This window comes from Paraburkholderia sp. 22099 (assembly GCF_052045835.1).
Taxonomy (GTDB): domain Bacteria; phylum Pseudomonadota; class Gammaproteobacteria; order Burkholderiales; family Burkholderiaceae; genus Paraburkholderia; species Paraburkholderia terricola.
The window spans coordinates 38,443-61,275 of the sequence record NZ_JBQEPU010000029.1 but is presented as its reverse complement, the minus strand read 5'-3'; the positions used below and the strand labels follow the sequence as shown (position 1 = coordinate 61,275).

Annotated in this window: 18 protein-coding genes; 9 read left to right on the top strand and 9 right to left on the bottom strand. The window is 63.3% G+C overall.

What is annotated here, in order from left to right; translation table 11 throughout:
* Positions 1-148 precede the first annotated feature (148 nt).
* The 4 genes from ACTJLC_RS24375 (at position 149) to ACTJLC_RS24360 (ending at position 3,357) form a co-directional block, all read left to right on the top strand.
* Positions 149-907 (top strand): Smr/MutS family protein, encoded by a 759-nt coding sequence (locus ACTJLC_RS24375; RefSeq protein ID WP_073430788.1) that lies wholly within the window; start codon positions 149-151, stop codon positions 905-907.
* Positions 908-920: 13 nt separating this feature from the next.
* The gene (locus tag ACTJLC_RS24370) at positions 921-1,541 is read left to right on the top strand and encodes a trimeric intracellular cation channel family protein (protein WP_310134854.1); all 621 of its coding nucleotides are present in this window, start codon (positions 921-923) and stop codon (positions 1,539-1,541) included.
* Between the two features lie 148 nt (positions 1,542-1,689).
* Positions 1,690-2,349 (top strand): glutathione S-transferase family protein, encoded by a 660-nt coding sequence (locus ACTJLC_RS24365; RefSeq protein WP_114163425.1) that lies wholly within the window; start codon positions 1,690-1,692, stop codon positions 2,347-2,349.
* A 90-nt stretch (positions 2,350-2,439) separates the two neighbouring features.
* On the top strand, positions 2,440-3,357 hold the full coding sequence (locus ACTJLC_RS24360) for a LysR family transcriptional regulator (protein WP_073430789.1): 918 nt from the start codon (positions 2,440-2,442) through the stop codon (positions 3,355-3,357).
* 92 nt (positions 3,358-3,449) lie between these two features.
* Here ACTJLC_RS24360 and ACTJLC_RS24355 read toward each other — a convergent pair whose 3' ends face one another.
* The 4 genes from ACTJLC_RS24355 to ACTJLC_RS24340 form a co-directional block, all read right to left on the bottom strand.
* Positions 3,450-4,565 carry an ABC transporter ATP-binding protein gene (locus ACTJLC_RS24355; RefSeq protein WP_083085490.1) on the bottom strand — a complete coding sequence of 372 codons (1,116 nt, stop codon included), beginning with the start codon at positions 4,563-4,565 and terminating at the stop codon, positions 3,450-3,452.
* Positions 4,566-4,680: 115 nt separating this feature from the next.
* The gene (locus ACTJLC_RS24350; protein ID WP_073430791.1) at positions 4,681-5,538 is read right to left on the bottom strand and encodes a carbohydrate ABC transporter permease; all 858 of its coding nucleotides are present in this window, start codon (positions 5,536-5,538) and stop codon (positions 4,681-4,683) included.
* Positions 5,528-6,466, bottom strand: coding sequence for a carbohydrate ABC transporter permease (locus ACTJLC_RS24345; protein WP_073430792.1), 939 nt, complete (start codon positions 6,464-6,466; stop codon positions 5,528-5,530). Before ACTJLC_RS24345 ends, ACTJLC_RS24350 begins: the two co-directional genes overlap by 11 nt.
* 225 nt (positions 6,467-6,691) lie before the next feature.
* A complete protein-coding gene (locus ACTJLC_RS24340; protein ID WP_310134792.1) occupies positions 6,692-7,939 on the bottom strand; it encodes an ABC transporter substrate-binding protein in 1,248 nt (415 codons plus the stop codon).
* 542 nt (positions 7,940-8,481) lie between these two features.
* On the opposite strand from ACTJLC_RS24340, the gene zwf reads away from it, so the two are divergent.
* The 3 genes from zwf (at position 8,482) to ACTJLC_RS24325 (ending at position 12,721) form a co-directional block, all read left to right on the top strand.
* A complete protein-coding gene (gene zwf / locus ACTJLC_RS24335) occupies positions 8,482-9,945 on the top strand; it encodes a glucose-6-phosphate dehydrogenase (RefSeq protein WP_073430794.1) in 1,464 nt (487 codons plus the stop codon).
* A gap of 162 nt (positions 9,946-10,107) precedes the next feature.
* A complete protein-coding gene (pgl, locus tag ACTJLC_RS24330; protein WP_310134796.1) occupies positions 10,108-10,827 on the top strand; it encodes a 6-phosphogluconolactonase in 720 nt (239 codons plus the stop codon).
* Entirely contained in the window at positions 10,805-12,721 is a 1,917-nt protein-coding gene (locus ACTJLC_RS24325; protein ID WP_073430796.1) for a bifunctional transcriptional regulator/glucokinase, read from the top strand. The genes pgl and ACTJLC_RS24325 overlap by 23 nt, the downstream gene beginning before the upstream one ends.
* 801 nt (positions 12,722-13,522) lie before the next feature.
* Here ACTJLC_RS24325 and ACTJLC_RS24320 read toward each other — a convergent pair.
* From ACTJLC_RS24320 to apbC, 5 genes are all read right to left on the bottom strand, one after another.
* On the bottom strand, positions 13,523-14,251 hold the full coding sequence (locus ACTJLC_RS24320; protein WP_310134799.1) for a lysozyme inhibitor LprI family protein: 729 nt from the start codon (positions 14,249-14,251) through the stop codon (positions 13,523-13,525).
* 11 nt (positions 14,252-14,262) lie between these two features.
* Positions 14,263-16,548: an arginine/lysine/ornithine decarboxylase gene (locus ACTJLC_RS24315; protein ID WP_073431984.1), complete on the bottom strand. Its 2,286-nt coding sequence runs from the start codon at positions 16,546-16,548 to the stop codon at positions 14,263-14,265.
* Between the two features lie 87 nt (positions 16,549-16,635).
* Positions 16,636-17,205 (bottom strand): dCTP deaminase, encoded by a 570-nt coding sequence (gene dcd / locus ACTJLC_RS24310; protein ID WP_440845466.1) that lies wholly within the window; start codon positions 17,203-17,205, stop codon positions 16,636-16,638.
* A 302-nt stretch (positions 17,206-17,507) separates the two neighbouring features.
* Positions 17,508-18,041 carry a superoxide dismutase family protein gene (locus ACTJLC_RS24305; protein ID WP_073431983.1) on the bottom strand — a complete coding sequence of 178 codons (534 nt, stop codon included), beginning with the start codon at positions 18,039-18,041 and terminating at the stop codon, positions 17,508-17,510.
* A gap of 132 nt (positions 18,042-18,173) precedes the next feature.
* Positions 18,174-19,262 (bottom strand): iron-sulfur cluster carrier protein ApbC, encoded by a 1,089-nt coding sequence (gene apbC / locus ACTJLC_RS24300; RefSeq protein WP_310134803.1) that lies wholly within the window; start codon positions 19,260-19,262, stop codon positions 18,174-18,176.
* A 339-nt stretch (positions 19,263-19,601) separates the two neighbouring features.
* Between apbC and ACTJLC_RS24295 the strand changes: the two genes are divergently transcribed.
* Positions 19,602-20,255: an OmpA family protein gene (locus ACTJLC_RS24295; protein WP_073431981.1), complete on the top strand. Its 654-nt coding sequence runs from the start codon at positions 19,602-19,604 to the stop codon at positions 20,253-20,255.
* A 350-nt stretch (positions 20,256-20,605) separates the two neighbouring features.
* Positions 20,606-22,744 carry a methionine--tRNA ligase gene (metG, locus tag ACTJLC_RS24290; RefSeq protein ID WP_310134807.1) on the top strand — a complete coding sequence of 713 codons (2,139 nt, stop codon included), beginning with the start codon at positions 20,606-20,608 and terminating at the stop codon, positions 22,742-22,744.
* Positions 22,745-22,833 lie beyond the last annotated feature (89 nt).

The window sequence follows — 22,833 nt, the reverse complement described above, 5'->3', positions numbered from 1 at the left end:
CAACAACGCTGCTTCGTATTAGGCGCAACGGTAAAATAGCGGCTGGGCGTGAGCCCGGCCGCCTGCATGAGCAAAGGCCGCGGCTGAGAAGCCGGCGGCCTTTTTTGCGCCCCGCGATCGACTTACTTTTCTGCGTGTATTAGCCGATATGCCGAAGAATCAGCCTCACCCTAACGAGCCGAAACGCGTGCGAGCCGTCGCCAGGCCCGCGCCGGAACCGGCCGCGGCCGTGGACAAACCGAAGCCTGAACCGGCGGCGGGTCTCGCCGGCCTCGGCGCGCTGCGCGATGCGTTAAAGGTCGACGCGCAACGACGCGAGCGCGAACGGGCGGCGGCGGCAGCCGCGCAGCGCGAGGCGTCGGCGGACGCCGATCTGTTTCGCCGCGAGATCGGCGCGGTCGCGCCGCTCGCCGTCCCGCCGCGCGCCACTTTGCCGCGCAATCCTCCGCCGCCGCTGCCCGTGCAGACCAGGCTCGACGAAGAAGCCGTGCTGCACGAAGCGATCTCCGACGAGTTCGATCCCGAGATACTGCTCGAAACCGACGAAACGCTGTCCTATTGCCGTCCAGGCGTGAGTCAGGAAGTCGTGCGAAAACTGCGGCGCGGCGACTGGATCGTGCAGGCGCAAATCGATCTGCACGGCATGCGGCGCGAGGAAGCACGCGAGGCGCTGGCCGAGTTCATTCGCGAATCCGTGAAGCGCGGTTTGCGCTGTTTGCGTGTGATCCACGGCAAGGGTTTGGGGTCGATCGGCAAGGAGCCGGTGTTGAAGGGCAAGGTGCGCGCGTGGCTCGTGCAGAAGTCCGAGGTCATCGCGTTCTGTCAGGCGCGTCCGCACGACGGCGGCGCCGGCGCGGTGGTCGTGCTGCTGCAGCCGGGCGCGATGCCCGCTCAGACCAAGCCCTGACGGAGTCGCGGTGATCCATCCCAGGTTGACGCTGGCGCTGACCATCATGGAAGCGCTGGCTATTTTCGCGTACGCCATTTCCGGCTTCATCGAAGCACGAACCCGCCGGCTCGACGCGGTGGGCACGTTCCTCGTGGCGATCGCCACGGCCTTCGGCGGCGGCACGTTGCGCGACGTGCTGCTGGAGCGGCGGCCGTTCTATTGGGTCGAGCATCAAGGGTATCTGATCGCGATTTTCGTGATGTCGCTGTTTGCGCCGGCGATTCTTAAGATGACCTCGCGGCTGATCTCCGAACGGGTTCTGCTGGTGGCCGACGCAGTCGGGCTGGGCTTGTTCAGTATCGCCGGCACCTCGATCGCGCACGACGCGCAGATGCCATGGTTCACCTCCGTGTTGATGGGCGTGTTGACCGGCGTTTTCGGCGGCGTGATTCGCGACGTGCTGTGCAACGAGGTGCCGCTGATCTTGCGCGACTCGCGGCCGTATGCGACCTGCGCCTTCGTGGGATGCTGGCTGTACGTGCTGCTGGATTATCTGAACGTCGACACGGTGTATAGCGTGCTGGGCGCCACTGCTTTCATTCTGCTGGCGAGGCTGGCGACGTTCAGGTTCGACGTTCGTTTGCCGCACTAGCCGCGAACCCAAACCGCGAACGCAAACAACGGCATCGGGTGAATTTTCACGGCTGTCGATTTCCGCCACCGCCGTTCGTCGTGAGGTAAACGGCCCTAGCGCCGTCGTTGCGCCACAGCGCGCTCAGCAACCGCCCCAGGTGACCACGATGCCCCTCAAGCTCTACGCCCATCCCTTCTCCTCTTACTGCCAGAAGGTCCTCACCGCGCTCTACGAAAACGGCACGCCGTTCGAACTGCGCCTGCTCGCTCACGACGACCCGCAAGTCATGGCCGAATTCGCCGCGCTGTGGCCGATCAAGCGCTTTCCGCTGCTGGTCGACGGCAGCCGCACGGTGATTGAGGCCAGCATCATCATCGAGTATCTCGGCCTGTATCATCCCGGGCCGGTGCCGCTTCTGCCCGCCGATGCCCGTGCCGCGCTGGAAGTGCGCGGCATGGACCGCTTCTTCGACAACTACATCTCCACGCCGCAACAAAGAATCGTCTACGACAGCCTGCGGCCCGAGCCGGAGCGCGACCCGCGCGCCGTCGCCGAAGCGCGCGCGATGCTCGACACCGCCTACGGCTGGCTCGACAACGTGATGGCCGAGCGCGAATGGGCCGCCGGCGACACCTTCAGCCTCGCCGATTGCGGCGCCGCACCGTTCCTGTTCTATGCCGACTGGACGCACCGCATCGGCCCGGCTTTCAGGCACGTGCTCGCCTACCGGAAGCGGCTGCTGGCGCGACCGTCGTTCGCCCGCGCGGTGGACGAGGCGCGCCCCTATCGGCCGCTTTTCCCGCTCGGCGCACCCGACCGGGATTGAGCGCGGCGCGGCGGCTATGCGACAACAATATTTCCAACCTATACACTTCACTCCGCAAGCCACTTCCGCCAATCACTCATAGGGCAAAAGATGGACCGTTTCGAAGCCATGGAGATATTCACGCGCGTGGTCGAGGCGAACAGCTTCACCAAGGTGTCGGAATCGCTCGACCTGCCGCGCGCCAAGGTCAGCCGCACCATCCAGGCGCTGGAGGAACACGTCGGCGTGCGTCTGTTGAACCGGTCGACGCGCCAGGTCAGCGTCACCGAGGACGGCGCGCTGTTCTACGAGCGCTGCGTGCGCATCCTCGCCGAAGTCACCGACGCCGAATCGTCGCTGTCGAACAAGCGCGAGCATCCGTCCGGCACGATCCGCGTGGATACCTCCGGCACGCTCGCCCGCGCGCTGCTGCTTCCCGCGCTCGATGATTTCTACCGCCAATACCCCGAAATCGACGTGCGGCTCGGTCTCGCGGACCGCAATATCGATCTGATCCAGGACGGCGTGGATTGCGTGATCCGCATGGGCACGCCGGAAGAATCGAGCCTCGTCGCGCGGCGCATCGGTCAGGCGCGGATCGTCACCTGCGCGTCGCCCGCGTATCTGGAGCAGTACGGCACGCCGACCACCCTGGAAGAGCTCGGCGAGCATCGCGCCGTCAATTACGTGTCGGCGCGCACCGGCAGGACCTTCCCGTTCGAATACGAAGTGAACGGCGAACTCGTCAAGGTCGCGATGAAGAGCGTGCTCGCGGTGAACGACGGCAGCGTCTACATCGGCGCGGGCGCGCTCGGCCACGGCATCATTCAGCCGTCGCGCTACATGGTCGCCGATCTGATCGAACAGGGCGCGCTCAAGGAAATTCTCTCGGACTATGCGAGCCCCAGCACGCCGCTGTCGATTCTCTACGCGCATCGGCGAAATCTGAGTTCGCGGCTGCGTGCGTTCACCGAGTGGGTGACCGAACTCGTGCGCAACAATCCGGATCTGCGCATTCCCGACGCGTAGAACGCACCCACGCCAACAGCAAAAAGCCCCATGCGTTTCGCAACGCATGGGGCTTTGCCGTCGAATGGGGCTTCGCGCTCAGGCTCTCGCCATCAGGCAATCCGCTCCTCATTGGACGGATCGAACAACACCGCCTTCGACGTATCGAACAGGAGCGTCGTGTTCGACAGCGGCTGCGGATTCGACGCCGGGTGCACGCGGCTCACGATGCGCTTGCCGTTGACCTGCGCGAACACGAGCGTATCCGGGCCGGTCGGCTCGATCACGTCGACCTTCACTTCGATCTGTTGCAGCTTGCCGTGGTCGCCATGCGCGCCGCGCGAGTCGGTGATGCGCTCCGGGCGCAAGCCGAGAATCACCTCGCGGCCGACGTGCGATTTCACCTTCGCCGAGTCGAACGGCAAATTCAACGCAGTGCGTGCGACGCCGGTATCCAGCTCCACGCCGACGCCCGAACCCTGTTCAACCAGCTTGCCCTGAATGAAGTTCATCGGCGGCGCGCCGATGAAACCGGCCACGAACAGATTCGACGGCGAGTCGTAGATTTCCTGCGGCGCGCCGAACTGCTGCACGATGCCGTCCTTCATCACCGCGATGCGGTCGCCGAGCGTCATCGCCTCGATCTGATCGTGCGTCACGTAGACGATCGTCGTGCCGAGGCGTTGATGCAGCAGCTTGATTTCCGAACGCATTTCGATGCGCAGCTTCGCGTCGAGATTCGACAGCGGCTCGTCGAACAGGAACATCACCGGATCGCGCGCCAGCGCGCGACCCATCGCCACGCGCTGACGCTGGCCGCCGGACAACTGGCCCGGCTTGCGATCGAGCAGGTGCGTGATCTGCAGCGTATTCGACACGCGATCGACGATCTGCGCCTGCTCCTGCTTCGGCACCTTGCGGATGTTCAGGCCGAACGAGATGTTCTCGCGCACCGTCATGGACGGATACAGCGCGTATGACTGGAACACCATCGCGATGTCGCGATCTTTCGGCGACAGGTTGTTCACCGTCTTGCCGTCGATCTGGATCTCGCCCTTGGTCACGGTTTCGAGGCCGGCGATCATGTTGAGCAGCGTCGACTTACCGCAGCCCGAGCCGCCGACGAGAATCAGGAACTGGCCGTCTTCGATGTCGATGTTGACACCCTTCAGAACCGGCACCCCGTTCGGGTAAGTCTTGTACACGTCACGGATGGAAAGGCTTGCCATGCTGTGATTCCTCTTGTCTCTGGTACTGCTTGAAAACGTCTGGTCGGGTGACGGCGGTGCTTCGTGCACACAGGCAGAAAGCCCCGCCGCGCTCGGATGGTCTAGCCTGGGTTCATTAGCCCTTCACTGCGCCCGCCGTCAGGCCGCGCACGAAATAGCGTCCGGCGATGATGTAGACCAGCAAGGTCGGCAATGCGGCGATGATCGCGCCGGCCATGTCCACGTTGTATTCCTTCACGCCCGTCGAGGTGTTGACGAGGTTGTTCAGCGCCACCGTGATCGGCATCGAATCGACGCCGGAGAACACGATACCGAACAGGAAGTCATTCCAGATCTGCGTGAATTGCCAGATCAGGCACACCATGAAAATCGGCAGCGATACCGGCAGCAGGATCTTCGTGAAGATCGTGAAGAAGCCCGCGCCGTCGATACGCGCCGCCTTCACGAGTTCAGCCGGAATGCTCACGTAGAAGTTGCGGAAGAACATCGTGGTGAAGGCGATACCGTAGATCACGTGCACCACCACCAGACCGGTGGTCGTGTTCGACAGGCCAAGAAAGCCTTCGAAACGCGCCATCGGCAGCAGGATCGCCTGGAACGGAATGAAACAGCCGACCAGCAGCATCGTGAAGATCGGATCGGCGCCGCGAAAACGCCAGTGCGTGAGCACATAACCGTTGAACGCGCCGACGATCGACGAGATCAGCACGGCGGGAATCACCATCCGCACCGAGTTCATGAAGAACGGCTGCATGCCGTCGCAACGCACACCCGTACAGGCGCCGCTCCATGCCTTGATCCACGGCTCGACGGTCCAGTGAGTGGGCGGCGTGAGCAGATTGCCGGTGCGAAGCTGATCGATGTCCTTGAACGACGTGGACAGCATCACGTAGAGCGGGAACAGGAAATACAGGGCGAACAGAATCAGGGCCGCATAAATGACGGCACGGCTGATCGTCATCTTAGGCTGCATTGCGGGTGCTCCTCGATTCCAGATACATGAGCGGCACGAGCACGGCCACGACGGTGGCGAGCATCATCATCGACGATGCCGCGCCGACGCCGAGTTGCCCGCGATTGAACGAAAACGTGTACATGAAAATGGCCGGCAGCGACGATGACGTGCCAGGACCACCCGCCGTCAACGCGACAACGAGGTCGAAGGTCTTGATCGTGATGTGGCAAAGAATCAGCAGCACGGAGAAGAACACCGGGCGCATGCTCGGAATCACGATCTTGCGATAGATGGTGGGGAGGTTCGCGCCGTCCATCTGCGCGGCCTTGAAGATTTCACCGTCGACGCCGCGCAAGCCCGCGAGAAACAGCGCCATCACGAAACCGGTGGATTGCCACACCGCCGCGATCACGACGCAGAAAATCGCCTTGTCGGGGTCGCCGAGCCAACTGAACGAAAAGCTCGTCCAGCCCCAGTCGTGAAACACTTTCTCGAGGCCGATGCTCGGCGTCATGATCCATTGCCACGCGGTGCCGGTAACGATGAACGAGAGCGCCATCGGATACAGGAACACGGCGCGCAGCGCGCCTTCGTTGCGGATCTGCTGGTCGAGCAGAATGGCGAGGAACAGACCCAGGCCGATGCAGATGCCGATGAACGGAATGCCGAACCAGCCGAGGTTGGCGGCGGAGGTCCAGAACACGTCGTTATCGAACAGTTCGCGATAACGGTCGAGGCCGACGAAATCATAGCGAGGCATCAGCCGCGAATTGGACAGCGACAGATAGCCGGTGATGGCAATGAAGCCATACACGAAGACCAGGCTGATCACGACGCTGGGTGCGAGCACCAGCTTCGGAATCCAGCGATCGGCAAGGGCCGCCATGGGCGACGCGCGGCGGGAGACGGTGGCCGTTTTCCCGTTTCCGCTGATAGAAGCAGTCACTACTCGACTCCTGCTGAAACTGTACCGCCGGGTGGCTCGCGCTTGCGATGCACGAGGCCGCGACGGCATAGGTGTGACTCGATGAAACCAGGGGTGAAGGCGCCTGCTGCCGGCCTGTTCAACGCATCCGGCACATGCGGCGCGATCAGCGTCCTGAAGGGCGCGCCCGGCGCCCGTTGCCGCAACGGCCGGGCGCGCCGCTTCACTCAAACCACGACGTGCGACTTACTTCGTCTTCGCTGCCTTCGCGAGCGCGGCAACCGCGCTCTTCGAATCCTGCTGCGAGTTCATGAACTTCGTGACCACGTCCGAGATCGCGCCGGCTGCTGCATCCGGTTGCGCCATGCCGTGCGCCAGCGAAGGCACATAGCCGCCCGACTTGATCGCCACCTGTTCATCCGCATACGACTTCTTCGCGCAGTCGTCGAACTTGGCCATCGAGACGCCCAGACGCACCGGAATCGAACCCTTGTTCAGGCTGAACTGCTCCTGGAACTCCGGCGACATGATCGTCTTGGCGAGCGCCAGTTGACCCGGCGTGGCTGCCTTCTGGCCCTTCTGCTGGAAGAACACGAACGAATCGACGTTGAACGTGTACGACTTTTCGGTGCCCGGCACGGCGGCGCAGATGTAGTCCGAACCCGACTTCTTGCCGGCGTTGGCGAATTCCCCCTTCGCCCAGTCGCCCATGAACTGCATGCCGGCCTTGCCGTTGATGACCATTGCCGTGGCGAGGTTCCAGTCACGGCCCGTGCGGCCCGCGTCGAAGTAACCCTGGATCTTGCGGACCGTGTCGAACACGCCGACCATCTTGTCCGAGGTCAGCGTCTTTTCGTCGAGATCGACCAGCGCCTTCTTGTAGAACTCGGCGCCTTGCGACAGCACGACGTCTTCCCACAGCGTCAGGTCTTGCCACGGCTGACCGCCCATCGCGACCGGCTGGATGCCCGCGGCCTTCATCTTGTCGGCCACCGCGAAGAACTCGGGCCACGTGGTCGGCGCCTTGCCGCCCGCCTTCTCCAGTGCCGCCTTGTTGATGTACAGCCAGTTCACGCGGTGCACCGAGAAAGGCGCCGCCACGTAGTGGCCTTCCGCGTGCATGATCTTGTCGATTTCCGGCGGCAGGTTCTTCTTCCAGTCGCCTGCGACCGAGTCGATCGGCACCAGCACGCCTTGCTGTGCCCAGTCCTGAATCAGCGGACCCTTGATCTGCGCGGCGCTCGGCGCGTTGCCCGAGATCACCTGCGTCTTCAGCGCCGTCATGGCAGCCGCGCCCGCACCGCCCGCCACCGCAAAGTCCTTCCACGTGTAACCCTGCTTCGTCATGTCGTCCTTGAGGACGCCGACGGCTTTCGACTCGCCGCCCGAGGTCCACCAGTGCAACACTTCGACCGACTCGGCGGCCTGCACGGCCGAGACGCCACACATCAGACCCGCGGCGCACAAAGCGCCCATGATCGCGCGAAATTTCATTGCTTATCTCCTCCAGACACCTGAACAAAAAACGAATGGCCCCTGATGTCGCCAGGGTGCTGTGGTTGGTTCAAACAGGCAAAACACTGGGCGATCGAGCACGGTCGGGCGCATGCGTGACGCATGTGCCGGCGGACCGATGTTCGTCCGCTGGAAGCTCAAGAGATGAGTGGTTCGGGATGCAACTGACTGTCTCCTCTTTTGATTTTTGCCTGCCCGCTTCGCGCGGCAGACTCGAGGTGCCTCGCACGTCAACCTGGTGCGGCGCCCTTGCCGGCTGCCCAGATATCCGGCTTTCCGAAAGGCCGCCGGCGCATGCTGGCAAGTGCCGACACGTAATGTCCGTTAACATGCAGGGGACGCCCGCCGATCGGGAAAAACGCATGTTTTTGCCTTGCAGCCACACGCTTTTTTCATCGAATTAGCGCTACCTCTTGATTTGGATTGTAGTTAAACTACAATTCAGTGTCAAAAAATATTTTATCGGACTACGGCCGCTCTTTCTGCTGACCGCGGCGGCCCCAGGACATCGACGGAGACTCATGCAAACCGACTCAAGCTTCACCTTCGTTCTCTTCGGCGGAACTGGCGATCTGTCGATGCGCAAGATCCTTCCGGCACTGTTTGAAGCGCACCGTGCGGGCGGCATGCTCGCCGCGAGCGGCAAGATCGTCGCGGTGGCGCGCCATGTGGCCGATCGTGGCGGCTACCTCGAATGGGTCGATACGCACGTCAAGCCATATGTGTCGAAGAACGGTCTGGACGAAACGGCATGGGCGAGCTTTCTCGAACGCATCGAGTTCGTGAAGCTCGATCTCGGCAATCCCGAAGACTTCGCGCTGCTGCGCGATGCCGTGAGCGACTTGCCCGGCATTCGCGTGTTCTATCTGGCAACGGGTCCGTCGCTGTTCGTGCCGATCTGCCGCGCATTGGCGTCGGTGGGGCTGAACGAAAACGCGCGCATCGTGCTCGAAAAGCCGCTCGGCTATGACCTCAAGTCGTCGAATGCGATCAATGATGCGGTCGGCGAAATCTTCGCCGAGGAACAGATCTACCGGATCGACCACTACCTCGGTAAAGAGCCGGTGCAGAACCTGCTGGCGCTGCGCTTCGGCAATGCGCTGTTCGAGCCGCTGTGGCGCCGCGAATGGGTGGAGAGCATTCAGATCACGATCGCCGAGGAACTCGGCGTCGAGGCGCGCGGCGACTTCTACGACAACACCGGCGCATTGCGCGACATGGTGCAGAACCATTTGCTGCAACTGCTTTCGATCGTCGCGATGGAACCGCCCCATTCGATGGATTCCGACTCGGTACGCGACGAGAAGCTGCGCGTGCTGCGCGCATTGAAACCGATCGATCAGCGCGACATCAGCAAGGTCGCCGTGCGCGGGCAATATCATTCGGGCGTGATTCGCGGCACCACGGTGCCCGCCTATGCAACCGAGCCCGGCGTGAAGCCGGAGAGCACGACGGAAACCTTCGTCGCGCTGAAGGTCGAGATCGAGAACTGGCGCTGGGCCGGCGTGCCGTTTTTCCTGCGCACGGGCAAGCGGCTCGCGGACCGCGTCGCCGAGATCGTGGTGAATTTCCGCCCGGTGCCGCATTCGGCGTTGGGGGCCTCCGCGTTGCGCGCCGGGGCGAACCGCCTCGTGATCCGCTTGCAGCCGAACGAAACCATTCGCCTCTACTGCCTCGCCAAGCAGCCGGGCGAAGGCATGAATCTCGCCAGCGTCCATCTCGACCTCGCGTTCGACCGGTTCTTCCGCGAAGGCCAGATGGAAGCGTATCAGCGCCTGTTGCTCGACGTGATCAACGGCCGCCTCGCGCTGTTCGTGCGGCGCGACGAGCAGGAAGCGGCCTGGCGCTGGGTCGAACCGATCCTGAACGAATGGGCGGCCTCGAACAAGCCGCCCAAGCCGTACGCATCGGGCACGTGGGGGCCGGCCGCGGCGAGCGCGATGCTGGCGCAGCACGGCACCTGCTGGCTCGAGGAAGAGAATTGAATCACGGCGGCGCGGCGCGCCGCCCGTAAGACCCACCGACGAACTGAACGGAATGGCGCCGGTATCACGAAGGCGCCTGCAAGTCATCCCAGCTTGCAGGCGTCGAACGGGAGCAGTACCGCACGTTCCGCGGATCTAACAAGAAAGCAGCACGGAGGAGAAGTGATCGAGCTTCACGCTTTCGACGACCAACGCGCCCAATCCGACGCGTTGGCGAAAGCGGTCGGCGACGCGTTACATGCGTCGCTCGCCGCATCGGCGGCCACGGCCGCCACCGGCACGTCCACCGGCACGCGCCCTGCCCTGCTTGCCGTATCCGGCGGCAGCAGTCCGCGGCCGTTTCTGCAGACGCTGTCCACGCAATCCTTCGACTGGGCGCGCATTGCCGTGACGCTGGTCGACGACCGCTGGGTGCCCGAGACGGACAGCGCGAGCAACGCGCAACTGGTACACGACACGCTCTTGCAAAACGCCGCGCGACACGCCGCGTTCTGGCCGCTCGCCGACACCGCGCAGGATCTGCACGCGCATGTTGCCGCGTTGAATGCCGACCCGCGCTTTAGCATCGCGCCGGACGTCGCGATTCTCGGCATGGGCGAAGACGGCCACACCGCGTCGATCTTTGCCGACGCGCCCGAATGGGATCACGCGATCACCACCGCCGAGCGCTTCGTCGCCGTGCATCCCGGCAATGCGCCGCATGCGCGCGTGAGCTGGTCGCTGTCCGCGTTGAAAGAAGTGAAGCATCTGTTCCTGCTGATCGCCGGACCGCGCAAGATGGACGTGCTGAATGCCGCCGCCGCTTCGCTACAAAAAAATGCCATCTCGCAGTTGGCGAACGACAAGGGAGTGAGACTCGATGTCTACTGGTGTGCAAACTAAGGCTGTTCCGGGCGCGGGCCAGCACGCCGATGGACCGAGGCTGCTGGCCGACATCGGCGGCACCAATGCGCGCTTCGCGCTGGAAAACAGTCCGGGGGAGATCGGCTCGGTGCAGGTCTACCCTTGCGCCGACTATCCGGGCGTGGCCGAAGTCATCAAGAAGTACCTGAAGGACACGAGGATCGGCCGCGTGAATCATGCGGCCATCGCGATTGCCAACCCGGTCGACGGCGATCAGGTGAGCATGACGAATCACGACTGGAGCTTTTCGATCGAAGCCACGCGCCGCGCGCTCGGCTTCGACACGCTGCTGGTGGTGAACGATTTCACCGCGCTCGCCATGGCGCTGCCAGGACTCACGGACGCGCAACGCGTGCAGGTGGGCGGCGGCACGCGCCGTCCGAACAGCGTGATCGGCCTGCTCGGCCCGGGCACCGGCATGGGCGTGTCCGGCCTGATTCCCGCCGACGACCGCTGGATCGCACTCGGCAGCGAAGGCGGCCACGCCACCTTCGCGCCGGCGGACGAACGCGAGGACATCGTGCTGCAATACGCGCGCAAGAAGTGGTCGCACGTGTCGTTCGAACGCGTGGCCGCGGGTCCCGGCATCGAGGTCATCTACCGCGCGCTGGCGGGCCGCGACAAGAAACGCGTGGCCGCGAGCGTCGACACGGTCGAGATCGTCAAGCGCGCGCTGGAAGGCGAGCCGCTCGCGGCCGAATCCGTCGACGTGTTCTGCGGCATTCTCGGCACCTTCGCCGGCAATATCGCGGTGACGCTCGGCGCGCTGGGCGGCATCTACATTGGCGGCGGCGTGGTGCCGCGCCTGGGCGAGTTCTTCGCGCGCTCGTCGTTTCGCAAGCGGTTCGAGGCCAAGGGCCGCTTCGAGGCGTATTTGCAGAACGTGCCGACCTATGTGATCACCGCCGAATACCCGGCGTTTCTCGGCGTTTCGGCGATTCTCGCCGAGCAGTTGTCGAATCGCGCGGGCGGCAGTTCATCGGCTGTGTTCGAACGGATTCGCCAGATGCGCGACGCGTTGACGCCGGCCGAGCGCCGCGTGGCCGATCTCGCGCTGAATCATCCGCGCTCGATCATCAACGATCCGATCGTCGATATCGCGCGCAAGGCCGACGTGAGTCAGCCGACGGTGATCCGCTTTTGCCGTTCGCTCGGCTGCCAGGGTTTGTCGGATTTCAAGCTGAAGCTCGCGACGGGTTTGACCGGCACGATTCCGGTGAGTCATAGCCAGGTGCATCTGGGCGACACAGCGACGGACTTCGGCGCGAAGGTGCTCGACAACACCGTGTCGGCGATCTTGCAGTTGCGCGAGCATCTGAACTTCGAGCATGTCGAGCGGGCGATCGATCTGTTGAACGGCGCGCGGCGCATCGAGTTTTACGGGCTCGGCAATTCGAACATCGTCGCGCAGGATGCGCATTACAAGTTTTTCCGTTTCGGCATTCCGACGATTGCCTACGGCGATCTGTATATGCAGGCGGCGTCGGCAGCGCTGCTCGGCAAGGGTGATGTGATCGTTGCCGTGTCCAAGTCGGGACGCGCGCCCGAATTACTGCGCGTGCTGGATGTGGCGATGCAGGCGGGGGCCAAGGTGATTGCGATTACTTCGAGCAATACGCCGTTGGCCAAGCGGGCGACTGTCGCGCTGGAAACCGATCACATTGAAATTCGCGAGTCGCAGTTGTCGATGATTTCGCGGATTCTGCATCTGGTGATGATCGATATTCTTGCTGTGGGGGTGGCGATTCGGCGCGCCGTGCCTAGCGCGGATGTGGCGGAGACTGTTGCCAGGGCGCGGCAAGGTGCTGATGATGATGCGAGCGCTGTGCTGGATTGGTTAAGTCATGGGGCCGCTTCTTCGGCGCGGGATTGATGTGGTGTGTTTTGCCTGGTCGGCGGATTGGGTTGTGGTTTTGTAGTTTTGGCTTTTACTTGATTTGTTAGTGGTCTATTGGCGTTGCCCCTGTGCGGGGCGGCACCTACTTTCTTTGCCGCCGCAAAGAAAGTAGGCAAAGAAAGCGGCTCACACCGCTAACTCTTAAGTGGGTCCCCTGGCTTGGAGGGCGTAGTGGTGCATCTGGAATCGGTGCTCTCGCACACTCCGCGTTCGTGACAAGGCAGTCATTCTTCCGGCGGCGCTGCGCGCGCCGTCGCGGTGCTTCATCAAACCGCGCGGCGCTTTTGACGCTATGTGGTACTGCATCAAACCACGCGTAGCTTTAGGCGCTACTTCACTAAACCATGCGCCGCTTCTCGACTAAGCGGTGCTTCCATTCAACTCGTGCTTGCCCTCTGTCGCGCGCAACTGAACGGCGCGACTTTCGGCGCCACGCCGAGGCGAAGCCGACGGCTCCCAACTGCGTGCGAGCGATGCCCCTGGTTTGCAAGGCAGACCCTTCCGGCGAGCGCGCAGCGCGAGGCGGGAAGTATGACTGCCTTGTCACGAACGCGGAGTGTGCGAGAGCACGGATTCCAGATGCACCACGATCCCCTCCAAGCCAGGGGACCCACTTAAAAATTAGCGGTGTGAGCCGCTTTCTTTTGCCTACTTTTCTTTGCGGCCGGCAAAGAAAAGTAGGTGCCGCCCCGCACAGGGGCAACGCTAATAGACCACTAACAAATCAAGAAAAGGCCCAAACACAGCAAGCCCCCCGCCCGCAGTGCACCACCCACCTTAATCATTCCCCACCGTCTCCGACAACCGCTTAATCGTCGCGACTCTCGCGCCAATCACATCGATCCGGCCACGCTCATCGAGCAACGGCGTACTCGCATTGAGATACACGGTCCACGCCTTCTGCGCCCGCGTCAGCGTCGATCGCGAATGCACCGGCATCTTCGACTGCAAGCGACGGTAATAACGGTTCAGATCGAACATCGCATGTTCGCACCGCGCATCCGCGCCGCACGCACGCGGACGGCGCGGCGGGTCGCCACCGGCGTTGATCCCCGCCACCGCACCGCGCAACGCGAGCGCCCGGTCACGCACCGGCTGCAACTGCATGTCGGCTTCGGCCAACACATACCTCGTGCCGCGCGTCGTCGCGAACACCGCCGCGAGCAATTGCTTCTCGGCATCGCGTGACGCTTGCCAGCTTGCCTGGCTCTTTTCCCACTGCTTGCGCCGCGCCGGCGGCAAGCCTTGCTGAAGCTGCTGCCACGCGTTGTCCATCGCGGTTTTCCAGGCGATTCGAGCGGTGTCCATGCACTGCACCTGCCCCGCCGCCGACGACATGTCGCTGCGCGCGAGACAGGTACGCATCGACGCGTCGATCGGATCGGCCGCGGCCACTTCGGCGCGCGCCGCCGAGGACGCGGCGCCGAGCACGAGGCCGAGCGCGAACGCGACAGCCAGTGCGCCGAACCCGCGCCGCCAGCCGTCGACGCTCCACAGGAACCTCATCGTCCGCATCGTCAGGCGCGCACGCAATCGACGAAGTACTCGATGCGCCCGTTGATCGTTTCGCCGACCAGCCCGTGGATGTCCGTGTGGAAACCGGGGAAGCGCTCGTTGAATTCACGCGCGAAACGCAGGTAGTTGACGATCGTCCGGTTGAAGCGCTCACCCGGGATCAGCAACGGAATGCCCGGCGGATACGGCGTCAACAGAATCGACGTGACGCGGCCTTCGAGTTCGTCGATCGGTACCCGGTCGATCTCGCGGTGCGCGAGCTTGGCGAACGCGTCGGACGGCTTCATCGCCGGTTCCATGCTCGACAGGTACATCTCGGTCGTCAGGCGCGCAATGTCGTTCGCACGGTAGACGCTGTGAATCTGCTGGCACAGATCGCGCAGGCCGACCCGCTCGTACATCGGATGATGCGCGACGAACTCGGGCAACACGCGCCACAGCGGCTGGTTGTTGTCGTAGTCGTCCTTGAACTGCTGCAACTCGGTCACCATCGAGTTCCAGCGGCCCTTGGTGATGCCGATCGTAAACATGATGAAGAACGAATACAGCCCGGTCTTCTCGACGATGATGCCGTGCTCGGCCAGGTACTTCGTGACGATCGCGGCGGGAATGCCCGATTCGCCGAAGCCGCCGTCCATGTCGAGACCCGGCGTGACGATGGTCGCCTTGATCGGGTCGAGCATGTTGAAGCCGTCGGCGAGCGGGCCGAAACCGTGCCACGGGTCGTTCGGGCGCAGCATCCAGTCCTCGCGCGAGCCGATGCCTTCCTCGGCGAACTGGTCCGGGCCCCACACCTTGAAGAACCAGTCGTCGCCGTATTCGGCGTCGACCTTGCTCATCGCGCGGCGGAAGTCGAGCGCTTCGGCAATCGATTCCTCGACGAGCGCGGTGCCGCCCGGCGCTTCCATCATCGCGGCGGCCACGTCGCACGACGCGATGATCGCGTACTGCGGGCTGGTGGACGTGTGCATCAGATACGCTTCGTTGAAGCGGTGCTTGTCGAAGCGGCTGTTCTTCGAATCCTGCACGACGATCTGCGACGCCTGCGAAATGCCGGCCAGCAGCTTGTGCGTGGAGTGCGTGGCGTACACCATCGCGCCGATGCGCGGGCGCCCCGCGCCGATCGCGTGCATGTCCTGATAGAACTCATGGAACTCGGCGTGCGGCAGCCACGCTTCGTCGAAGTGCAGCGTGTCGAGCCATTCGCCCAACATTCCCTTGATCATCTCGACGTTGTAGATCACGCCGTCGTAGGTGCTCTGCGTGATGGTCAGGATGCGCGGCTTGAGATTGGGGTTTTTCGCCAGCGCTTCGCGCGCGAACGGATTCGCCTCGATCTTCTTGCGAATGTTTTCCGGCTCGAATTCGCTGCGCGGAATCGGGCCGATGATGCCGAAATTGTTGCGCGTCGGCGTGAGGAACACCGGAATCGAACCGGTCATCGTGATCGCGTGCAGGATCGACTTGTGGCAGTTGCGGTCCACCAGCACGATGTCGCCGGGCGCCACCGTGCCGTGCCAGACGATCTTGTTCGAGGTCGACGTGCCGTTGGTCACGAAGAACACGTGGTCGGCGCTGAAAATGCGCGCGGCGTTGCGCTCGGACGCGGCGACCGGCCCGGTATGGTCGAGCAGTTGGCCGAGTTCGTCGACGGCATTGCACACGTCGGCGCGCAGCATGTTCTCGCCGAAGAACTGGTGGAACATCTGGCCGAGCGGGCTCTTGAGGAACGCGACGCCGCCCGAGTGACCGGGGCAGTGCCATGAGTACGAGCCTTCTTCCGCGTACTGCACCAGTTCCTTGAAGAACGGCGGCGCGAGCGAATCCAGATACACCTTGGTCTCGCGGATGATATGGCGCGCGACGAACTCCGGCGTGTCCTCGAACATGTGGATGAAGCCATGCAGTTCGCGCAGGATGTCGTTCGGCAAGTGGCGCGAGGTGCGCGTTTCGCCGTACAGGAAGATCGGAATGTCCGCGTTGCGGCGGCGCACTTCGGCCACGAACGCGCGCAATGCGACGATCGCGGCGGCCAGTTCCGGCGTCTCGCCTTCCACCACGACGTTATCGACGTAGGGCAGCAGTTCGTCGTCGTCGATCGAGAGGATGAAGCACGAGGCGCGGCTCGACTGCTGCGCGAACGACGTCAGATCGCCATAGCTCGTCAGCCCGAGCACTTCCGCGCCTTCTTTCTCGATTGCCTCGGCCAGAGCCCGGATGCCGGAACCCGAGATGTTCTCGGAGCGGAAATCTTCGTCGATGATGACGACGGGAAAACGAAACTTCATGGGCGATTCTCCAAAAAGAACGACCGCTGCATTCTGTCAATTGCAGCGGTCACCCCGTATAGCTGGTGGATCAGTGCGCTGCCGACGTTACGTCTTGGGCAACGTGACGCCGTGCTGACCTTGATATTTGCCGCCGCGATCCGCGTACGACGTTTCACAAATCTCGTCGCTTTCGAAAAACAGCACCTGGGCGACGCCTTCGTTCGCGTAGATTTTGGCAGGCAAAGGTGTCGTATTCGAGAATTCGAGCGTGACGTGTCCTTCCCATTCCGGTTCGAACGGCGTCACGTTGACGATGATCCCGCAGCGCGCATAGGTGGACTTGCCGAGGCACACGGTCAGCACGCTGCGCGGAATACGGAAATATTCGACGGTGCGGGCGAGCGCGAACGAATTCGGCGGGATGATGCAGACGTCGCCCTTGAAATCGACAAACGACTTCTCGTCGAAGTTCTTCGGATCGACGATGGTCGAATTGATGTTCGTGAAGATCTTGAATTCGTCGGCGCAGCGGATGTCGTAACCGTAGCTCGACGTGCCGTAGCTGACGATCTTCCGGCCGTCTTCGGAGACGCGGACCTGATCGGGCGCGAACGGCTCGATCATGTCGTGCGACGCGGCCATGCGCCGGATCCACTTGTCGGATTTGATGGTCATAGGTGAACGCTGCTCGACGTGAATGACAGGGTGACGGATAACGGCCCGGTTTCAACGGGCAACTTTCGCGGCGGGCTACTGGCGGGCTACCGCGGGCTTCAAGCGCCGCGCCGCCGCGCCATATGGAGCCTGGCTGGATTCCCGCCTACGCGCCTTGGGCCAGGCGGCCTCAACGAAAGGCGCTCATTTTACGCGATCACGAAGACTGCCGCGGGTGCGCCGGAGAAACAATCCAACGCGCGATCAGACATGACCGGCCGCGCTTCCAAAGGCCGCCCGCAAGGAGATCGAACTCCCGCCGCTCACTGGCGAATCAAACCGCAGGCGAGCGCGGAGCCCGCGCCATGCTGCGGATACGCATAGGGGTCGGTCGCGTCGTGATGCAGCAGTACCGCGCGCTGCAAGACCGAACGGATACCGTCGAGCGACACGTCCGGCGCGACGATGAAGCCGCTCGCCACGCCGTTCGCATCCGCATGAATATTGCCGAGATCGCCTTCGACCCGCGCGCCCGCTTTCAGACGCTCGGCGGCCGGCGAGAACACCTGGCCGGCGCTGGAGCCGTCGGCGGCGTTGCAGTCGCCGCGCTCGTGGACTTGCAGCGCATGGTCGCTGTTGGGCGGCAAGCCGGCGAGATTGTAGGTGACCTGCACGCCGTCCGAGCGCTCGATGAACGTAACGAGGCCGCGCGCCTGGTTGCCCACGGTGGGCAGCAATTGCGCGTCGGCGCGCTTTTCCTGTGGTCTCAGGAACGCGCTACAGCCGCATAACAGCAGACTGCTGGCAGCCAGGACGATGAACGCATGCACCGCCTGCCCGTCGATTCGTTTTCCCATGCGATCCTCTTGCCGGCCTGGCGGCCGCCCCTGCGGCCGCCGAGCCGAACTTGTGAAGCCGACATGATACCGCGAGACCAGCCGCAAACAGGCGCAAATAGGCGCGGACAGGCGCCTCGCTCAAGCGCCCGGTCAGGTGTTCTGCACGACGATGTTGGGGAACTTCGACGTCATGTCGCGCGCCCGCTCGGCGATATGAACCGCGACCTTGCGTGCGATCGACCGGTAGATCTCCGCGATGCGTCCTTCGGCGTCCGCCACCACGGTCGGCCGGCCCGAGTCGGCCTGCTCGCGGATCGCGATGTCGAGCGGCAGACTGCCGAGCACCTCGACGCCATATTCCTTCGCCATTCGCTCGCCGCCGCCGGCGCCGAAAATGTGCTCTTCATGGCCGCAATTTGAGCAGATGTGCATGCCCATGTTCTCGACGATGCCGAGAATCGGAATGCCGACCTTTTCGAACATCTTGAGACCCTTCTTCGCGTCGAGTAGCGCGATGTCCTGCGGCGTCGTGACGATCACGGCGCCCGTCACCGGCACGCGTTGCGACAGGGTCAGCTGAATGTCGCCGGTGCCCGGCGGCATGTCGACGATCAGGTAGTCGAGATCCTGCCAGTTGGTCTGCCGCAGCAGTTGCTCGAGCGCCGACGTGGCCATCGGGCCGCGCCACACCATCGGGTTGTCCTGTTCGATCAGAAAGCCGATCGAATTGGCTTGCACGCCGTGGCCGGTCATCGGGTTCATCGACTTCTCGTCGGGCGACTCGGGGCGGCCGACGATGCCGAGCATCATGGGCAGCGACGGACCATAAATGTCCGCGTCGAGTATGCCGACCGACGCCCCTTCGCTCGCTAGCGCCAGCGCCAGGTTCACGGCGGTCGTGCTCTTGCCGACACCGCCCTTGCCCGACGCCACCGCGACGATGTTTTTCACGCTCGGCAAGAGTTTCACGCCGCGCTGCACGGTATGCGCCGCGATCTGCTGCGACACTTCGATGCGCGCGTTCGTCACGCCCGGCACGCCTCGCAGCGCGTCCGCGAACTGCGCGCGGACCGCTTCGAACTGGCGTCTCGCCGGATAGCCGAGCACCACCTCGAGGCTGACCGTGTCGCCTTCCACGGCGACGTTCTTGATGTTCCTGGCAGCGGCGTAGGGCCGGCCCGTGTTGGGGTCGGTGACGGCTGCGAGGGCAGCGTCGACCAAAGCCCGATCGATACTCATTGACACTCCGTGGGAACACTTGCGGCGCGGCGCGAATCGGGTCTGCGCGCGCGCCGGAATTTGAAAGAAATTGTTAGACAGCATTGCGAAAACCCGGCCTGCCGGGCACCCTTCCGGCAGGCGGAACGCCGAAGGGGTCGCATCGCTGCGTACACCAGCTAATATTGTAGTGGCTGGCGCCAAGCCGTGCCGCAAGACCCTGCTTCACTGTCGGACCGGGACTTAGAAAGCGTAGGATTTTCCGTATTGTCGAGCAGTCCGCTTTACTCGCGTCACGTTAGCCGAAATGGATTGATCGCTAACTGCCGCGTTACTCGCTTCACTCAAGAGGAATCAAAAATGAATGCAAAAATCATGACTCGCCTGGCTGTATTCGCCGTTGCCGGCTCCTTGCTGGCAGGCTGCGCAAGCCAACAGGGCACTAACACGGCCGTCGGCACGGGCGTGGGCGCCGGCACCGGCGCGGCGCTGGGCGCGATCTTCGGCGGCGGCAAGGGCGCGGCGATCGGCGCGGGCGTCGGCGCAGCGGTGGGCGGCATCACCGGCTACAACTGGCAAGCCATTCACAACAAGCTCTCCGGCGCCACCAAGGGCACCGGTACGCAGATCACCGAGCAGCCGGACGGCTCGCTCAAGCTGAACATTCCGAGCTCGGTCACGTTCGACACGAACAGCTACGCGGTCAAGCCGTCGTTTGCGCCGGTGCTGGATCAGCTTGCGCAGACCCTGCAGCAGAACCCGGAACTGATCGCTCAGGTGGTCGGCCACACGGATAGCACCGGCCAGCCGGCGTACAACCAGACGCTGTCGGTCAACCGCGCGCAAAGCGTGACGGGCTACCTGGGCCAACGTGGCGTCGCGCCGCAACGCCTGTCGGCACAAGGCATGGGCCCGAACCAGCCGATCGCCGATAACAACACCGAAGCCGGCCGCGCCGCGAACCGTCGCGTGGAAATTTATCTGCGCGCCACGGCGCAGCACGCCACGCAATAACGTCACGGCTCGAAAGAGGATGAGGAAGCGGGCGCCGGGCTTGCGCCGCGGGCGTCCGCGAACCGTAAAACCGAGCTGGGAGAAAACCTGCACGAGAACGTAAAAAATTTCGAACTCTGCTGAAAATCCGCTGTCTCTCTTTACGGTACGTGGCTGGCAATCGCCGCCGCGTCACCATTCTCCTCTTGTCGTTGTTGCTCCGGGGTTTAATAGCCCCGGTTTTTTTTGGGCGCTCGGTATACACCGTCGCGCTTCTTCACGGCCCCTCCAGCCGATCCAGCCCGCGCCGCGCCGGGCGCCTGCCCTGCTAGAATCAACGTTTCGTCCCACCGCAGGCTCCCACCATCCTTATGTCAGCACCCGCAACCGATCTCTCCGCAGGCGCGCCGTCAGGCCGTCGCCAGGTTCTCGTCACGTCGGCCCTTCCGTATGCGAATGGGCAAATCCATATTGGCCATCTGGTCGAATATATCCAGACGGACATCTGGGTTCGGACGTTGCGAATGCACGGTCACGAGGTCTATTACGTGGGCGCCGACGACACGCACGGCACGCCGGTCATGCTGCGCGCGGAAAAGGAAGGGCTCACGCCGAAACAGTTGATCGACCGCGTGTGGCAGGAGCACAAGCGCGATTTCGACAGCTTCGGGATTTCCTTCGACAATTACTACACGACCGATTCCGAAGAGAACCGCATTCTCAGCGAGAACGTCTATCTGGCGTTGAAAGAAGCCGGCCTGATCGACGCGCGCGATATCGAACAGGCCTATGACCCCGTCAAGGAAATGTTCCTGCCGGACCGCTTCATCAAGGGCGAGTGTCCGAAGTGCGGCGCGAAAGACCAATACGGCGACAGTTGCGAAGTGTGCGGTTCCACTTACCAGCCCACCGAACTGGTCAATCCCTATTCGGTGGTCTCCGGCGCCACGCCGATCCGCAAGACCTCGACGCACTATTTCTTCCGCCTGTCGGATCCGCGCTGCGAGAATTTCCTGCGCGCGTGGGTGGGCGGCCTGGCGCAGCCCGAAGCCACCAACAAGATGCGCGAATGGCTCGGCGACGCCGGCGAAGCCAAGCTCGCCGATTGGGACATCTCGCGCGACGCGCCGTATTTCGGCTTCGAGATTCCGGGCGCGCCGGGCAAGTATTTCTACGTGTGGCTGGATGCGCCGGTCGGCTATTACGCGAGCTTCAAGAACCTCGCTGAAAAACGCGGGCTGGATTTCGACGCGTGGGTCCGCCAGGGCTCGACCGCCGAGCAATACCATTTCATCGGCAAGGACATTCTGTATTTCCACACGCTGTTCTGGCCGGCCATGCTCGAGTTTTCGGGCCACCGCACGCCGACCAACGTGTTCGCGCACGGGTTCCTGACGGTGGACGGCGCGAAGATGTCGAAGTCGCGCGGCACCTTCATCACCGCGCAAAGCGTGATCGACACGGGCCTCAATCCGGAATGGCTGCGCTATTACTTCGCGGCCAAGCTGAACAGCACGATGGAAGACCTCGACCTGAACCTCGACGACTTCCAGGCGCGCGTGAACAGCGATCTGGTGGGCAAGTACGTGAACATCGCGAGCCGCGCCGCCGGCTTCCTGATCAAGCGTTTCGACGGCCGCGTGCGGGACGGCGCGATGCAGCATCCGCTGCTCGCCTCGCTGCGCGCCGCCGTGCCGCAGATCGCCGCGAACTACGAGGCGCGCGAGTACAACCGCGCGCTGCGTCAAACCATGGATCTGGCCGACGCGGTCAATGCCTACGTCGACACCGCCAAGCCGTGGGATCAGGCGAAAGACGCGGCAAACCCGGACGCGCTGCACGAAACCTGCAGCGTGAGCATCGAGGCTTTCCGTCTGTTGTCGCTGGCGCTCAAGCCCGTGCTGCCGAAGCTGGCCGAAGCCGTCGAAGGCTTCCTGGGCATCGAGCCGCTGGTGTGGGCCGACGCCAACGTGCCGCTGTCCTCCGCGCGCCCCATCAACGCGTACAAGCATTTAATGACGCGCGTCGATCCGAAGCAGATCGAGGCGCTGCTTGCGGCCAATCGCGATTCGCTGCAAGCCACCCCGGAAACGGCGCCGGCCGACGCGAAACACAAGTCGAAGGCGGCAAGGGCAGCAGCGGCCGCCGCCGACAAAGAGGCAGCGCCCGCCATCATCTCGATCGACGACTTCGCCAAGATCGACCTGCGCATCGCGAAGATCGTCGACTGCAAGGCGGTGGAAGGCTCGGACAAATTGCTGCAACTCACGCTCGACGTCGGCGAGGAGAACACCCGCAACGTGTTCTCGGGCATCAAGTCGGCGTACCAGCCGGAGCAACTGGTCGGCAAGCTGACGGTGATGGTCGCGAATCTCGCGCCGCGCAAGATGAAGTTCGGCATGTCCGAGGGCATGGTGCTCGCGGCCTCGGCCACGGACGAGAAAGCCGAACCGGGTCTCTACGTGCTGGAGCCGGACAGCGGCGCAAAGCCGGGCATGCGCGTGAAATAAACGTGAAGTATAAGCCCGAAGGAAGCGCGGCGCCCGGCTTCAAAGCCGGGAGGCACGAGCAAAAAACGGCGCGCCCTGCAAAGGCGTGC

Excerpts from the sequence above, each read along its gene's own strand:
- ACTJLC_RS24375 (WP_073430788.1), top strand. The coding sequence starts at position 149 with ATGCCGAAGAATCAGCCTCACCCTAACGAGCCGAAACGCGTGCGAGCC.
- ACTJLC_RS24325 (WP_073430796.1), top strand. The coding sequence starts at position 10,805 with ATGTCTACTGGTGTGCAAACTAAGGCTGTTCCGGGCGCGGGCCAGCAC.
- ACTJLC_RS24315 (WP_073431984.1), bottom strand. The coding sequence starts at position 16,548 with ATGAAGTTTCGTTTTCCCGTCGTCATCATCGACGAAGATTTCCGCTCC.
- ACTJLC_RS24360 (WP_073430789.1), top strand. The coding sequence starts at position 2,440 with ATGGACCGTTTCGAAGCCATGGAGATATTCACGCGCGTGGTCGAGGCG.
- ACTJLC_RS24320 (WP_310134799.1), bottom strand. The coding sequence starts at position 14,251 with ATGAGGTTCCTGTGGAGCGTCGACGGCTGGCGGCGCGGGTTCGGCGCA.
- ACTJLC_RS24365 (WP_114163425.1), top strand. The coding sequence starts at position 1,690 with ATGCCCCTCAAGCTCTACGCCCATCCCTTCTCCTCTTACTGCCAGAAG.
- ACTJLC_RS24295 (WP_073431981.1), top strand. The coding sequence starts at position 19,602 with ATGAATGCAAAAATCATGACTCGCCTGGCTGTATTCGCCGTTGCCGGC.
- dcd (WP_440845466.1), bottom strand. The coding sequence starts at position 17,205 with ATGACCATCAAATCCGACAAGTGGATCCGGCGCATGGCCGCGTCGCAC.
- ACTJLC_RS24355 (WP_083085490.1), bottom strand. The coding sequence starts at position 4,565 with ATGGCAAGCCTTTCCATCCGTGACGTGTACAAGACTTACCCGAACGGG.
- apbC (WP_310134803.1), bottom strand. The coding sequence starts at position 19,262 with ATGAGTATCGATCGGGCTTTGGTCGACGCTGCCCTCGCAGCCGTCACC.
- ACTJLC_RS24340 (WP_310134792.1), bottom strand. The coding sequence starts at position 7,939 with ATGAAATTTCGCGCGATCATGGGCGCTTTGTGCGCCGCGGGTCTGATG.
- ACTJLC_RS24350 (WP_073430791.1), bottom strand. The coding sequence starts at position 5,538 with ATGCAGCCTAAGATGACGATCAGCCGTGCCGTCATTTATGCGGCCCTG.
- zwf (WP_073430794.1), top strand. The coding sequence starts at position 8,482 with ATGCAAACCGACTCAAGCTTCACCTTCGTTCTCTTCGGCGGAACTGGC.
- metG (WP_310134807.1), top strand. The coding sequence starts at position 20,606 with ATGTCAGCACCCGCAACCGATCTCTCCGCAGGCGCGCCGTCAGGCCGT.
- ACTJLC_RS24305 (WP_073431983.1), bottom strand. The coding sequence starts at position 18,041 with ATGGGAAAACGAATCGACGGGCAGGCGGTGCATGCGTTCATCGTCCTG.